Consider the following 13,939-nt stretch of genomic DNA (forward strand, 5'->3'; position numbering starts at 1 on the left):
GGTGAGAACTCAGGGGTCTTTTTGTTGGGATTTATATTTGCGGTGCCTGTGAGGTCCTCATCGGGGGCAAGCCCCCTCCCACATTTGGAATGCGTTTCCCTGTGGTCAGACAAACTGAAAACTATCGGCATCCAGGTTCGCCGGAAATTTGCTGCGATAGGTCGCCAGCTCGGCTGCATCCAGGCACACCTGAAACACACCATCGGCCTCCCCTGCGCTAAGCAGGGTCTCACCCTGGAAATCCAGCACCTGGCTGTCCCCGGTGTAAGCGAAACCTTTGCCATCCGTACCCACCCGATTGACTGCCGCCACGTAGCACAGGTTTTCAATGGCACGCGCCGGCAATAAACGGTTCCAGTGCTGACGCCGCGCTCCCGGCCAGTTCGCGGTGTACAACAGCAGGTCCGTGTCCTGGGCATCGCGGCTCCACACCGGAAAACGCAGGTCGTAGCAAATCAGCGGCCGAATACGCCAGCCCTTCAATTCAAACTGCACCTGCCGTTCGCCGGGGGTGTAGTGATCGTGCTCGCCGGCCATACGAAACAGGTGGCGCTTGTCGTAATGCAGCACCTCGCCATCCGGTCGTGCCCACAGCAGGCGGTTGCGGTGGCTGCCGTCGGCGGCCTGGATGATCACACTGCCGGTGATCACGGCGTTGTATTTGACCGCATGGGCCTGGAGCCATCGATGGGTAGGACCGTTTTCCGGTTCAGCGAGAGTGGCCGACGCCATGGAGAATCCGGTGGTGAACATTTCCGGCAGTACGATCAGGTCGGCGCCCCTGGCCTGCTCCAGCAGCAGGTCGAAGTGTTCGAGGTTGGCCTGACGGTCGTGCCATGCGAGGGTGGTTTGGACCAGGGCGAGAGACAGGTTGGGCAGCGCACTCAGATCACGCATAGTTTTTCAGCTGCTTGGCGCAGCGTCTCCTCGCGTTTGGCAAAGCACAGGCGCACTAGGCGCTGGCCTTGGGGTGGGTTCTGGTAGAACACCGAGACCGGGATGGTCGCGACGCCGTGTTCGCGGGTCATCCACAGGGACATGGCGACGTCATCCAGGTCCGGGCGAATCTGTGAGTAATCCACCAGTTGGAAGTACGTGCCGGTCACCCGGCTAAAACTGAAACGTGACGGTGCCAGCAGGTCACAGAACAGGTCGCGCTTGGCCTGATAGAACGCAGGCAATTCGTCGACGTGCTCCGGGTGGTCGGCCATGAAGTCAGCCAGCGCGAACTGCAATGGCGTCACGCCGCAAAAGTTGACGTACTGGTGCACCTTGCGCAGCTCGGCCGTCAGGGCCGGTGGCGCGACCAGGTAGCCGGTTTTCCAGCCCGTCACGTGGTAGGTCTTGCCAAAAGAGCTGACCACGAACGCACGTTGATACAGCTCTTCGTGGGCCAGCACACTGACGTGGGGTACGCCGTCGAAGACCAGATGCTCGTAGACCTCGTCGCTGACCAGGTAGATATCGCGGTCGCGGATCAATTCGGCCAACTGGTCCAGCTCGGCGCGGCTGATCAGGGCACCGGTGGGGTTGTGTGGAGTGTTGAGGATAATCATGCGCGTACGCGGCGACAACGCGGCCTTGATCTTCTCGAAGTCCAGCGCAAAGCCTTGCAGGCTCAGTTGCACATGCACGCAGCGACCACCGGCCAGCTCGACCGAGGGCTCGTAGCTGTCGTAGCAGGGATCGAACACGATGACTTCATCGCCGCTGCGAATCACCGCCTGGATCGCGCAGAAGATCGCTGCCGTTGCGCCTGGGGTGATGGTTACTTCGCTGTCAGGGTTAACCGCGGCGCCGTAATTGCGGGCGATCTTGGCCGCGACCTGTTGGCGCAGGGCTGGCAGGCCGGTCATCGGGGAATATTGGTTGTGCCCACTGGCAACGTGCTTGCCCACCGCATCGAGTAACGCCTGGGGGCCATTGAAATCGGGAAAGCCCTGGGACAGGTTGAGCGCGCCGGTTTCGGCTGCGAGTTGCGACATGGTGGTAAAGATGGTTGTGCCGACGTTCGGCAGCTTGCTGGTGATCATCGGAGGCCCCTGCAGGTGAGCTGCAAGTTTTAAGCTGCAAGTCGCAAGCAGGTCAAGCGACAAACCGCCGGCCACAAAAAAGGGCTCCAAAGGAGCCCTCTCTCGCAGCGTGTAGCTTACAACGCAAAGCGGCGCTTATTTCTTATCGCGGCGCTTCTTGTCGGCCTTCTTGTGGTGGGTCATCAAACGACGCTTCTTGTTCACCTGACGGTCTGTCAGTGTGTTCTTGTTGCCTTCGTATGGGTTCTCGCCACCTTTGAACTCGATACGGATCGGCGTACCGACCAGTTTCAAGACACGGCGGTAGGTGTTTTCCAGGTAACGCACGTAGGACTTGGGCACCTTCTCGATCTGGTTACCGTGGATCACGATAATCGGCGGGTTGGCACCACCCAAGTGGGCGTAACGCAGTTTGATCCGGCGGTTGTTGACCATCGGCGGCGCGTGCTCGCCCACCGCGTCTTCCAGGATCTGGGTGAGGCGGTTGGTCGGCCAGCGGGTGACCGCGGATTTGAACGAGTTCTGTACGGACGCGTAGAGGTTGCCCACGCCGGTGCCGTGCAGTGCCGAGATAAAGTGGATATCGGCGAACTCAACGAAGAACAGCCGACGTTGCAGCTCGATCTTCACGAAATCGCGCTCGCTCGGCGTCATGCCGTCCCACTTGTTGATCGCGATGACCAGGGCACGACCGGCTTCCAGGGCAAAGCCCAGCAAGTTGAGGTCGTGATCCACCACGCCTTCGCGGGCGTCCATCACGAAGATCACCACGTTGGCGTCTTTGATCGCTTGCAGGGTTTTGACCACGGAGAACTTTTCAACTTCCTCGTGGATCTTGCCGCGCTTGCGCACACCGGCGGTGTCGATCAGCGTGTACTTCTCGTCGTTACGCTCGAACGGGATGTAGATACTGTCGCGGGTGGTACCGGGTTCGTCGTAGACGATTACACGGTCTTCACCGAGCATGCGGTTGACCAGGGTCGACTTGCCGACGTTAGGACGACCGATGATGGCGATCTTGATACCGTCTTTTTCGCTCGGGCCAGGAATGCGCTTGGCTTCCTCACCTTCGGCAACGATCTCTTCTTCACCTTCCTCTTCCTCAGCGTCATCCTTGGGAAAGGTGCTGAGGGCGATTTCCAGCATCTGGGTGATGCCGCGACCGTGGGCGCCGGCGACCGGGATCGCATCGCCCAGGCCCATCGGGCTGAATTCGGCACGGGCCGCCTCAGGATCGATGTTATCGATCTTGTTCGCGACCAGGTAGGAACGCTTGTTGCGCTTGCGCAGGTGCTCGCCAATCATCTGGTCGGCGGCGGTGTAGCCCGCGCGGGCGTCCACCAGGAACAACACGACATCGGCTTCTTCAATGGCCAGCAGCGACTGCTCGGCCATTTTTTCGTCCATGCCATGCTCATCACCGGAGATACCACCGGTGTCGACAATAATGTAGGAGCGCCCTTGCCACTTTGCCTCACCGTATTGGCGATCACGGGTCAGACCGGACAAGTCGCCGACAATGGCGTCGCGAGTCCTGGTCAGGCGGTTGAACAAGGTGGACTTGCCGACGTTAGGTCGGCCCACCAGGGCGATTACGGGAACCATGCGGCTCTCCACTTCGTTATTTCAGAAAATACAAAAGCCGCTGCAGGGCAGCGGCTGGTGCTCGGGGCAGCATCGTCAGATGCCGCATGCCCCGCCGAAGCGGGGCCGCCTGGGTGTTACCCCAAGCATAGTTCTTACTTGATGGTCAGGGCTTCCAGCTTGCCGCTGTTGCCATACACATAAAGCATGTTACCCACGACCAGCGGACGCGCACGCAGGCCGTCACTGTCGATACGCTCACGACCTACAAAGCGACCGTCCACCTGGCTCAGCAGGTGCAGGTAGCCTTCGAAGTCGCCGACCGCTACGTAGCTGGAAAACACTTCCGGTGCCGACAGCTGACGGCGAGCCAGGGAGTCGTTGCTCCACAACGCGGTGGTGGAACGCTCGTCGACACTTTCAACGGTGCCGGACGCCAGGCTGACGTAGACGCTGCCAAACCCTTGGGCGACACCGGCGTAGCTGGAAGCATCACGCTGCCAGTTAACACGGCCGCTCTGCAGGTCCAGCGCAGCAACGCGGCCCTGGTAGGTGGCGACGTAGAGGGTTTCACCCGACAGCAGCAAGCCACCGTCGATGTCCACTACGCGATCCAACTCGGAACGACCCTGCGGGATGGCCACACGGGTTTCCCAGGCCGGCACGCCGTTCTGGGTGTCCAGGGCGACCACTTTACCGGTCGACAGGCCTGCGACGGCCAGATTGTTGGTCACAACCGGACCACTGGTACCGCGCAGGGTCAACACCGCAGGGGTGCTGTCGTACAACCAGCGCTGGTTGCCGGTAGCGGCATCCAGACCGATGACACGGTCATCCTGGGTCTGCACCACAACGATGTCGCCGTTGGTGGCAGGCGGTGCGAGGACTTCACTGGTCACGCGAGCGCGCCATTTCTCTTCACCGGTGCTGGAATCCAGGGCAACCACTTCGCCCTTCAGCGTGCCGACCATCACCAGGCCGTAACCCACGCCTACGGCGCCGGAGACAGGCAATTCGAGGTCTTTCTTCCACTTCACGTCACCGTTCATGCGATCCATGGAGATCACTACGCCCGTCACGTCAGCGGCCACAATGTTGTCACCGTCGATAGCCGGCACCAACATGTTGTAGGTTTCGCCCTGACCGTCACCGATGGAACGGCTCCACTGCTTTTGCAGGACGACTTCTTCCTTGAAGCTGGTCAGCTCGGCCGGAGGCAGTTCTTTCTTACTGTTGCTGCTGCAACCCGCGGCCAGAACGGCCAGAGCCAGCAATGCTGCATGTTTCCAACGGATCACGTCACGCATCCCCTTTGGCCAAGTCGTCGAGCTTGATTTGTAAGCCACCGACCGCCGCTTCATCAGACAGCGCCGCCTTGGCTTTCTTGTACGCAGCATTGGCTTCGTCGGTACGACCCAATTGGACCAACAGGTCGCCCTTGAGCTCTTCGCGAGTGGCTACAAATGCCTTGTCCGCATCGCCGTCGAGCAGTTTGAGTGCTTCGTCAGCCTTGTTCTGTGCCGCCAATACCTGAGCCAGGCGCTGACGTGCGATTTCACCCAGAGTCGGGTTGGTCGGTTTGTCGGCGATTGCTTTCAGCTCGGCGGCTGCATCATCCAGCTTGCCGGTGTCGACCGCGACTTTCGCGACGAACAGGCTGCCGTATTGGGCGTAGGTGCTACCGCCGAATTCGTTTTTCAGCTTGCCGGCCAGGTCTGCAACCTGTGCAGGGTCAGGCTTGCCGCTTGGCGTCAGGGTGGTTTCCAGCAATTGCTGATAAACGATAGAGGCGCCTTGGGATTGGTTGGCCTGATATTTGGTCCAGGCTTGCCAGCCGAACACCACCACTAAAGCCAGCAGACCGCCAGTAACCAGGGGCTTGCCGTTACGCTGCCACCAGTCCTTGAACTCGGCCAGTTGCTCATCATCAGTACTCGACACCCCAATACTCCTTAATCGCTAAATTCGGCTGTTCGACAGCTTCAACCCTGCACGACGCAGGTGGCCAAGTGCGCAGCGAGCGCATCAAAGGCAATGTTCTGTTGCTCGCCCTGGCCACGCAGGGGTTTGAAACCTATCACTTGCTGGGCAAGTTCGTCATCGCCGAGGATCAGTGCATACAGCGCACCGCTCTTGTCGGCCTTCTTGAACTGGCTCTTGAAGCTGCCAGCGCCAGCATTGACCTGCAGGCGCAGGTTCGGCAATTGGTCGCGTACTTTTTCGCTCAGGGCCAGGGCCGCCAGTTCGGCTGCCTCGCCAAAGGCGCACAGGTACACGTCCACCTGACGGGAAATTTCTTCCGGGATTTGTTCCAGGGTTTCCAGCAGCAAGATCAGCCGCTCGATGCCCATGGCAAAACCCACACCGCTGGTCGGCTTGCCGCCCATCTGCTCGACCAGGCCATCATAGCGACCACCCGCGCACACGGTGCCCTGGGCGCCGAGTTTGTCGGTGACCCATTCAAATACGGTCTTGCTGTAGTAATCGAGGCCACGTACCAGCTTGGTGTTGATCACGAACGGAATACCGGCCGCATCCAGACGAGCCTTGAGGCCTTCGAAGTGAATGCGCGACTCGTCGTCCAGGTAATCGGCCATTTTCGGCGCGTTGACCAGCACGGCCTGAGTGTCGGCGTTCTTGGTATCCAGCACGCGCAGCGGGTTGGTTTTCAGACGACGCTGGCTGTCTTCGTCCAACTTGTCCAGATGAGCCGAGAGGTACTCGACCAAGGCCACTTTGTAGCGGCCGCGGGACTCACTGGTGCCCAGGCTGTTGAGCTCAAGCTTGACCGCGTCGCGGATGCCGAGCAGGCCCCACAGACGCCAGGTGAGTACGATCAGCTCGGCGTCGATATCCGGGCCGTCAATGTTGAACACTTCAAGGCCGATCTGGTGAAACTGACGATAACGGCCTTTCTGTGGACGCTCGTGACGGAACATCGGGCCGATGTACCACAGTTTCTGCGGCTGGCCTGCACCGGTGAGTCCGTGCTCAAGCACGGCGCGCACGCACGCGGCAGTGCCTTCCGGACGCAGGGTCAGGGAGTCGCCGTTGCGGTCTTCAAAGGTGTACATCTCTTTTTCGACGATATCGGTCACTTCACCGATGGAGCGCTTGAACAGCTCGGTGAACTCGACGATCGGCATGCGGATCTGCTTGTAACCGTAGTTATCCAGCAGACGTGCGACAGTATTCTCGAAATAGCGCCACAGAGGCGTCTGCTCCGGCAGGATGTCGTTCATGCCACGAATGGCTTGCAGAGACTTGCTCACATCAAATCCTTAAATTCGTTCAATCAGCCGCGAGCGATCAGCGCTGCGTCAGCTGCGACCTTTTCGGCCGCTTTCTCGCGGATCAGTCTTTCGAGCTCATCCACCAGATTGTCATTCGTTAACTTCTGCGCCGGCTTGCCGTCGATGTAGATCAGGTTCGGTGTACCACCGGTCAAGCCCACATGGGCCTCCTTGGCTTCACCTGGCCCATTGACCACACAGCCAATCACTGCGACATCCAGCGGCACCAGCAGGTCTTCAAGGCGCAACTCCAGGTCGTTCATGGTTTTCACCACGTCGAAGTTCTGCCGCGAGCAGCTCGGGCAGGCAATGAAGTTGATGCCACGGGAACGCAAACGCAGGGATTTGAGAATGTCGTAGCCGACTTTCACTTCCTCTACAGGGTCTGCCGCCAGCGAGATGCGGATAGTATCGCCAATCCCTTCGGCGAGCAGCATACCGAGACCCACCGCAGATTTCACTGTGCCTGAGCGCAAACCGCCAGCTTCGGTGATACCCAGGTGCAACGGCTGTACGATTTCCTTGGCCAGCAGGCGGTAGGCTTCAACCGCCATGAACACGTCGGAGGCCTTTACGCTGACCTTGAAGTCCTGGAAATTCAGGCGCTCAAGGTGCTCAACGTGGCGCAATGCCGACTCAACCAGCGCCGCCGGAGTCGGTTCGCCGTATTTCTTTTGCAGGTCTTTTTCCAGGGAACCGGCGTTGACGCCGATGCGGATCGGAATGCCGCGATCACGGGCAGCGTCCACCACGGCGCGCACACGGTCTTCCCGACCGATGTTGCCCGGGTTGATACGCAGGCAGTCCACACCCAGTTCGGCCACGCGCAACGCGATCTTGTAGTCGAAGTGAATGTCGGCAACCAGCGGCACCTTGACCAGCTGCTTGATGCGGCCGAAAGCCTCTGCAGCGTCCATGTCCGGTACCGAAACCCGCACGATGTCCACGCCGGCAGCTTCCAGGCGGTTGATCTGGGCCACGGTGGCGGCCACATCATTGGTGTCGCTATTGGTCATGCTCTGTACCGCGATGGGGGCGTCGCCACCCACCGGCACCGAGCCGACCCAGATCTTGCGCGATACGCGACGTTTGATTGGAGATTCGCCGTGCATGACTATTGTCCCAACTTGATGCGAGCTGTCTCGCCACTGGTGAACGGCGCCACGTCCACAGGCTGGCCGTTGTAGGCCACTTGCGCGCCACGGGCGAAGCCCAGACGCAGCGTCAGAGGAGGCTTGCCGCCCTGGTCAAGCGTATCTCCCTTGCGCTTCAGACCGCTGAACAACACTTTGCCATTGCCATCGGTGACTTGCGTCCAGCAGTCGGCAACGAAGGTCACTTGTACGCGCCCGTCGCCAGCGATCAATGCTGGGGTGGTAGGCGGTGAAATAGCGGGCGCAGCCGGTGCGGGAGTCGCTGGCGCAGGTGCGACCGGCGTATGGGCCTGGGCAGTTGGTACTGCCGGGGTAGCCGGCGTTACAGGAGCGGGCACAGCGGCAGTTGCCGCAGGAGCGGTCTCAGGTGTCGGCTGTTCGGTCGCGAGCGGGGCTTCAGACGTGGCCTGGCCCTCGGCAACAGCCTGGTCTTCCGGCTCGTCCAACGGATGGATCTGGGTGGTGCCGTCGGCGCTTTCGACTTCGACGTGCTCCATGGCGTTACTGGTCAGGTCCTTGCTGCGCTGGGAGGTCTGGTCTTGCCACCAGACAAACCCGCCACCGATCACCGCAATCAGCAGCAACAGGCTGACGATTCGCAAAATGGTATGGGAAACGCGCACCGGCTCTTCGATACGACCCAGGCCATGAACACTGCTACCCTGGGAGTCGGTACCCGTGAACTGGTCGAACTCCTGAACCAGAACGGTCTGGTCGATACCCAGCAATTTGGCGTATGCGCGGATATAGCCGCGGGCGAACGTGTGCCCAGGCAACTTATCGAACGCGCCGGCTTCCAGATTGCCCAGGGACGTGGTGGTCAAATTGAGCTTGAGGGCCACTTCCGCCAGCGACCAACCATTGCTTTCGCGGGCCTGACGCAAGGTGTCGCCTGGGTTTACGCGATTAGCTGCTACAACTTCCGGGTGCGCCGCTTTCATCATTGCTCCGACAGGTATTGCTGATATTCCGGCGTACCGGGATAGAGTCGTTCGAGTTGCTGGCCAAAATGTGCGGCCGTGTCGCGTTCGTCATGAACGGTCGCCAGGCGCACACCGAGCAATAGACTACGTGCATTTTGCCCGCTGAGCAGGCTAAAACGCGCGTAATAGTCACGTGCCGGCACATAATGCCTGTCTTCGTAAGACAACTCAGCCATTTCGAGCAATGCCCGTGGCTGGCGACTGTTCAGGTGCAGGGCTTTTTCCAACTGCTGACGAGCGCTGTCACGCTGGCCAAGACGCATTGAGGTCACCCCGAGGTTCTCGAACACCCGCGAACGCTCTGGATAGAGTGTGTCAGCGGAGGCTTGCTGGAAATAACGGGAAGCCTGGTCATAACGTTTCTGTTCGAACAGGAAGCTGCCGTAATTGTTCAGCAGCCGAGGATCGGCAGGACGGGAGGCCAGTGCCTTTTTGAAATACTGGTCGGCCAGTTCAGGCTCGGCCTGGGCCTGAAACACCAAGGCCAGTGCGGCATTGGCATCGGCGTCGTTGCTGTCCAGCTCAAGGGCTTTTTTCAACGGTACCTTGGCCTGCTCGCTCATGCCCTGCTGCAGGTAGCCCAAGCCCAATTGCACATAGGCAACTCGCGCCTCATCACGGCCTTTACCGGTTTGCAAAGGGCTCTCATGACCCGATGAAACACAACCGGCCGCAAGGCTGGTAACAAGCAGAAGCAGCGCGAGGCGCAAGGGCATAGAGATCCTCTCTCAGATTCGATTCACAGCGATTTGCGGCATCTCGTCGGCGGCATTCAGTTCACGCACGGCGATATAACGTTCGCTGCGACGGGTGCGATCCAGCACCTGTCCTACCAATTGGCCACAGGCGGCGTCGATGTCTTCACCACGGGTGGTGCGTACGGTGACGTTGTAGCCGGCCTGGTGCAGTTGATCCTGGAAACGACGGATGGCGTTGTTGCTCGGCCGCTCGTAGCCAGAATGGGGAAACGGGTTAAACGGGATCAGGTTGATCTTGCACGGGGTGTTCTTGAGCAACTCGATCATCTCGACCGCGTGCTCGACCTTGTCGTTGATGTCCTTGAGCATGGTGTACTCAATGGTCAACACGCGCTTCTCGCCCAAGGTCGCCATGTAACGCTGGCAGGATTCGAGCAGCATCTTAAGCGGATACTTCTTGTTGATCGGCACCAATTGGTTACGCAATGCGTCATTGGGTGCGTGCAGCGACAACGCCAGGGAGACGTCGATGTGCTTGGCCAGCTCATCGATCATCGGTACCACGCCGGAGGTCGACAGGGTCACACGGCGCTTGGAAATGCCGTAGCCCAGGTCGTCCATCATCAGGTGCATGGCCGCAATCACGTTGTCGAAGTTCAGCAGCGGCTCACCCATGCCCATCATCACCACGTTGGTGATGGCACGGTCGACGGTCGCCGGGACGCTGCCAAAGGATTTGTTGGCAATCCACACCTGGCCGATGACTTCGGCGGCGGTGAGGTTGCTATTGAAGCCTTGCTTGCCGGTGGAGCAGAAACTGCAATCCAGGGCACAGCCTGCCTGGGACGAAACGCACAAGGTGCCACGTTTGCCCTGGGGGATGTACACGGTCTCGACGCAGCTGCCGGACGCCACGCGCACTACCCATTTACGGGTACCGTCGGTGGAGATGTCCTCGCTGACCACTTCGGGACCACGGACCTCAGCAATGCTCTTGAGCTTGTCGCGCAAGGCCTTGCTGACGTTCGTCATGGCGTCGAAATCGTCGACACCAAAGTGGTGAATCCATTTCATTACCTGACCGGCACGGAAGCGCTTCTCCCCGATTGAGTCGAAGAATTTCTCCATTTCCGGCTGGGTCAGACCCAGCAGGTTGGTTTTAACAGTCGATGTAGTCATGGATTCACCCTCACTCTTTAAGCCAATGCTTAGCGAGCGGTTACTTCAGTAGCAGCGAAAAAGTACGAGATTTCGCGAGCAGCGGCAGCTTCGGAGTCCGAGCCGTGTACAGCGTTGGCGTCGATGGATTCAGCGAAGTCAGCACGGATGGTGCCGGCAGCAGCTTCTTTAGGGTTGGTAGCGCCCATCAGCTCACGGTTCAGAGCGATAGCGTTTTCGCCTTCCAGAACCTGAACAACAACAGGACCGGAGATCATGAAGGCAACCAGGTCGCCGAAGAAGCCACGAGCGCTGTGCTCAGCGTAGAAGCCTTCAGCTTCAGCCTTGGACAGTTGCTTGAGTTTCGAAGCTACAACCTTCAGGCCGGCTTTTTCGAAACGAGTGGTGATCTCGCCGATGACGTTTTTTGCAACAGCGTCAGGCTTGATGATGGAGAAAGTACGTTGAACAGCCATGGTGTAACTCCAGAAACGGTAATTTACGAAAAATTAAACCCGCGAATTATACGCGGGTTATTGGGTATTGCCTAACTGCGTAAAAAGGCGGTTCAGTCTGCTTCTTCGATCCACAGGCCTTGAATCGCCTCCAGGACCTTCTCGCCACCCCGATCAGGGATGTCGTCGAAATCCGGCAGTGCCATTACGAGGTCACGCAGTTTGACGAAGTTCACCGTAAGAGGATTGACCTCAGGGTGAGCTTCCGCAAGTTGTATAGCGATTTCTTGTACATCAACCCATTTCAGGCTCATGACAGTTCCTTGAATCAATGCGGCGCTTCGGCTGCATGGTTGAGCGAATATTTCGGGATTTCGACAGTAAGGTCTTCAGTCCCGACCTTTGCCTGACAGCTCAGACGCGACGTCGGCTCCAGGCCCCACGCCCTATCAAGATAGTCTTCTTCCAGGTCATCAGCCTCATTGAGGCTGTCGAAACCTTCACGAATGATGCAGTGACAAGTGGTGCAGGCATTCACGCCGCCACAGGCACTTTCGATCTCGATATGGTTGTCATGCGCGACGTCGAGCAGGGACTTGCCGGTCTCAGCCTCCACGACCATGCCCTCAGGGCAATGCTCGGCGTGCGGCAGAAAAGTAACCTTCGGCATTAATTATTCCTCGATTTCATTCAGGTTGCGCCCGGCCAGTGCGGCTTTCACCGTCTGGTCCATGCGCCGGGCGGCAAAGGCATCAGTGACCTGCGACAAGCGCTTGGTCTGCTGTTCGATGGCGTAACCATCGTTGCCTTTCATCAATTCGGCCAGCTCTTGCATCTGCAGGTCAATGACCATGCGTTCTTCGGCATCCAGCAAGCGCTCGCCGTCGACCTCAAGGGCGCCCTGCACCGCTTCAAGCAGGCGCTGGGCGTCCACTTGCTGCTCGCGCAGCACACGGGCGACCTTGTCGTCACCGGCATACTGGAACGAGTCCTTGAGCATTTTGGCGATTTCGCCGTCGGTGAGGCCGTAGGACGGCTTGACCTGGATACTGGCTTCAACGCCCGAACCCAGTTCACGGGCAGCAACACTGAGCAGGCCGTCGGCGTCGACCTGGAAGGTCACGCGAATCTTCGCAGCCCCGGCAACCATGGCCGGGATGCCACGCAATTCAAAGCGCGCCAGGGAGCGGCAGTCACTGATCAGTTCGCGCTCACCTTGCAGCACATGAATCATCATGGCCGTCTGGCCGTCTTTGTAAGTGGTGAAGTCCTGGGCGCGGGCGACGGGAATGGTGGTGTTACGTGGAATCACCTTCTCCATCAGGCCGCCCATGGTTTCCAGGCCCAACGACAACGGAATCACGTCGAGGAGCAGCAGTTCGCCACCCTCGCGTTTGTTGCCGGCCAGGGTATCGGCCTGGATCGCGGCGCCGATGGCGACCACTTGATCCGGGTCGATTTCGGTCAGCGGCTGGCGACCAAAGGCTTCAGCCACGGCGTCACGAACACGCGGTACACGCGTCGAACCGCCAACCATAACCACCGCACCAACCTCTTCCAGCTCGATACCGGAATCACGTACGGCGCGGCGACAGGCCTTGAGGCTGCGAGCAACCATTGGCTCGATCAAGGCGTCAAAGGCATCCCGCGTCAGCGGGGCCGACCAGCTACCGTAGGAAACGTCAACAGAGGAGGCGTCAGTCAGCGCTTCTTTAGCGGCACAGGCGGTTTGCAGCAGGTTGCGCTGCGCGCCTGGATCCAGATCGGCGGACAAGCCGGCACTTGCAATGATCCAACCTGCGATGGCATGGTCAAAGTCATCGCCGCCAAGGGCACTGTCGCCACCGGTGGCCAGTACTTCGAACACACCGCCGGTCAGGCGCAGGATCGAAATATCAAACGTGCCGCCGCCCAAATCGTAAATGGCGACCAGGCCTTCGGCGTGCTGATCCAGACCGTACGCCACAGCCGCAGCAGTCGGCTCGTTGAGCAAGCGCAGCACGTTGAGGCCGGCGAGTTTTGCCGCATCCTTGGTGGCTTGGCGCTGTGCGTCATCGAAATAGGCGGGAACCGTGATCACTGCGCCAACCAGCTCGCCACCCAAGGTGGTTTCTGCACGCTGGCGCAGCACCTTGAGGATATCGGCTGACACTTCCACCGGGCTTTTTGGGCCCTGGACGGTGTCGATGAACGGCATGTGCGATTCGCCACCGACAAAGCGGTACGGCAATTGGTCGCCGAGCTGCTTGACGTCGGACAATCCACGACCCATCAAGCGCTTGACCGACAGCACGGTGTTAAGCGGATCGGTAGACGCCGCCAGCTTGGCCGACTCACCGACTTCGGTGCGATCCGCGTGATAGCGTACGGCCGAGGGCAGGATGACTTGGCCATCAGCGTCGGGCAGCGGTTCGGACAGGCCACTGCGCAAGGCAGCAACCAGGGAATTGGTGGTGCCCAGGTCAATCCCCACCGCCAGGCGGCGCTGGTGCGGCTGAGGGCTTTGGCCGGGTTCGGCGATTTGCAGTAATGCCATGGTAATCAGGTCTTATCTGTCTATCAGGCGTGCATCACGGGCAGC

The 13,939-nt window shown here is 59.5% G+C and carries 14 protein-coding genes; all 14 read right to left on the reverse strand.

What is annotated here, in order from left to right:
* Nucleotides 1-105 precede the first annotated feature (105 nt).
* Nucleotides 106-897, reverse strand: coding sequence for an amidohydrolase (locus NDJ82_RS24110; protein ID WP_250926438.1), 792 nt, complete (start codon nucleotides 895-897; stop codon nucleotides 106-108).
* Complete coding sequence (locus NDJ82_RS24115) at nucleotides 885-2,033, reverse strand: pyridoxal phosphate-dependent aminotransferase (protein ID WP_250926439.1); 1,149 nt, start codon at nucleotides 2,031-2,033, stop codon at nucleotides 885-887. Before NDJ82_RS24115 ends, NDJ82_RS24110 begins: the two co-directional genes overlap by 13 nt.
* 135 nt (nucleotides 2,034-2,168) lie before the next feature.
* Nucleotides 2,169-3,638 carry a ribosome biogenesis GTPase Der gene (gene der / locus NDJ82_RS24120; RefSeq protein ID WP_112196675.1) on the reverse strand — a complete coding sequence of 490 codons (1,470 nt, stop codon included), beginning with the start codon at nucleotides 3,636-3,638 and terminating at the stop codon, nucleotides 2,169-2,171.
* 134 nt (nucleotides 3,639-3,772) lie between these two features.
* The gene (bamB, locus tag NDJ82_RS24125; RefSeq protein ID WP_099585610.1) at nucleotides 3,773-4,924 is read right to left on the reverse strand and encodes an outer membrane protein assembly factor BamB; all 1,152 of its coding nucleotides are present in this window, start codon (nucleotides 4,922-4,924) and stop codon (nucleotides 3,773-3,775) included.
* Nucleotides 4,917-5,558, reverse strand: coding sequence for a YfgM family protein (locus NDJ82_RS24130; RefSeq protein ID WP_122308838.1), 642 nt, complete (start codon nucleotides 5,556-5,558; stop codon nucleotides 4,917-4,919). The genes bamB and NDJ82_RS24130 overlap by 8 nt, the downstream gene beginning before the upstream one ends.
* Before the next feature lie 41 nt (nucleotides 5,559-5,599).
* Entirely contained in the window at nucleotides 5,600-6,889 is a 1,290-nt protein-coding gene (gene hisS, locus NDJ82_RS24135; protein WP_099585612.1) for a histidine--tRNA ligase, read from the reverse strand.
* Between the two features lie 23 nt (nucleotides 6,890-6,912).
* Nucleotides 6,913-8,022, reverse strand: a complete 1,110-nt coding sequence (gene ispG / locus NDJ82_RS24140) for a flavodoxin-dependent (E)-4-hydroxy-3-methylbut-2-enyl-diphosphate synthase (protein WP_099585613.1) — start codon at nucleotides 8,020-8,022, stop codon at nucleotides 6,913-6,915.
* 2 nt (nucleotides 8,023-8,024) lie between these two features.
* Nucleotides 8,025-9,005, reverse strand: coding sequence for a RodZ domain-containing protein (locus NDJ82_RS24145; RefSeq protein ID WP_250926440.1), 981 nt, complete (start codon nucleotides 9,003-9,005; stop codon nucleotides 8,025-8,027).
* Nucleotides 9,005-9,763 carry a type IV pilus biogenesis/stability protein PilW gene (gene pilW, locus NDJ82_RS24150; RefSeq protein ID WP_099585615.1) on the reverse strand — a complete coding sequence of 253 codons (759 nt, stop codon included), beginning with the start codon at nucleotides 9,761-9,763 and terminating at the stop codon, nucleotides 9,005-9,007. The genes NDJ82_RS24145 and pilW overlap by 1 nt, the downstream gene beginning before the upstream one ends.
* A gap of 12 nt (nucleotides 9,764-9,775) precedes the next feature.
* Entirely contained in the window at nucleotides 9,776-10,924 is a 1,149-nt protein-coding gene (rlmN, locus tag NDJ82_RS24155) for a dual-specificity RNA methyltransferase RlmN (RefSeq protein WP_112196677.1), read from the reverse strand.
* 29 nt (nucleotides 10,925-10,953) lie between these two features.
* A complete protein-coding gene (ndk, locus tag NDJ82_RS24160; protein ID WP_003175956.1) occupies nucleotides 10,954-11,379 on the reverse strand; it encodes a nucleoside-diphosphate kinase in 426 nt (141 codons plus the stop codon).
* A gap of 92 nt (nucleotides 11,380-11,471) precedes the next feature.
* Complete coding sequence (iscX, locus tag NDJ82_RS24165; protein ID WP_034128025.1) at nucleotides 11,472-11,672, reverse strand: Fe-S cluster assembly protein IscX; 201 nt, start codon at nucleotides 11,670-11,672, stop codon at nucleotides 11,472-11,474.
* A 14-nt stretch (nucleotides 11,673-11,686) separates the two neighbouring features.
* Entirely contained in the window at nucleotides 11,687-12,028 is a 342-nt protein-coding gene (fdx, locus tag NDJ82_RS24170) for an ISC system 2Fe-2S type ferredoxin (protein ID WP_158877217.1), read from the reverse strand.
* A 3-nt stretch (nucleotides 12,029-12,031) separates the two neighbouring features.
* The gene (hscA, locus tag NDJ82_RS24175; RefSeq protein ID WP_158877218.1) at nucleotides 12,032-13,894 is read right to left on the reverse strand and encodes a Fe-S protein assembly chaperone HscA; all 1,863 of its coding nucleotides are present in this window, start codon (nucleotides 13,892-13,894) and stop codon (nucleotides 12,032-12,034) included.
* Nucleotides 13,895-13,939: the final 45 nt, after the last annotated feature.

It is taken from the genome of Pseudomonas sp. SR18 (assembly GCF_023701505.1).
Classification (GTDB): domain Bacteria; phylum Pseudomonadota; class Gammaproteobacteria; order Pseudomonadales; family Pseudomonadaceae; genus Aquipseudomonas; species Aquipseudomonas cyclaminis.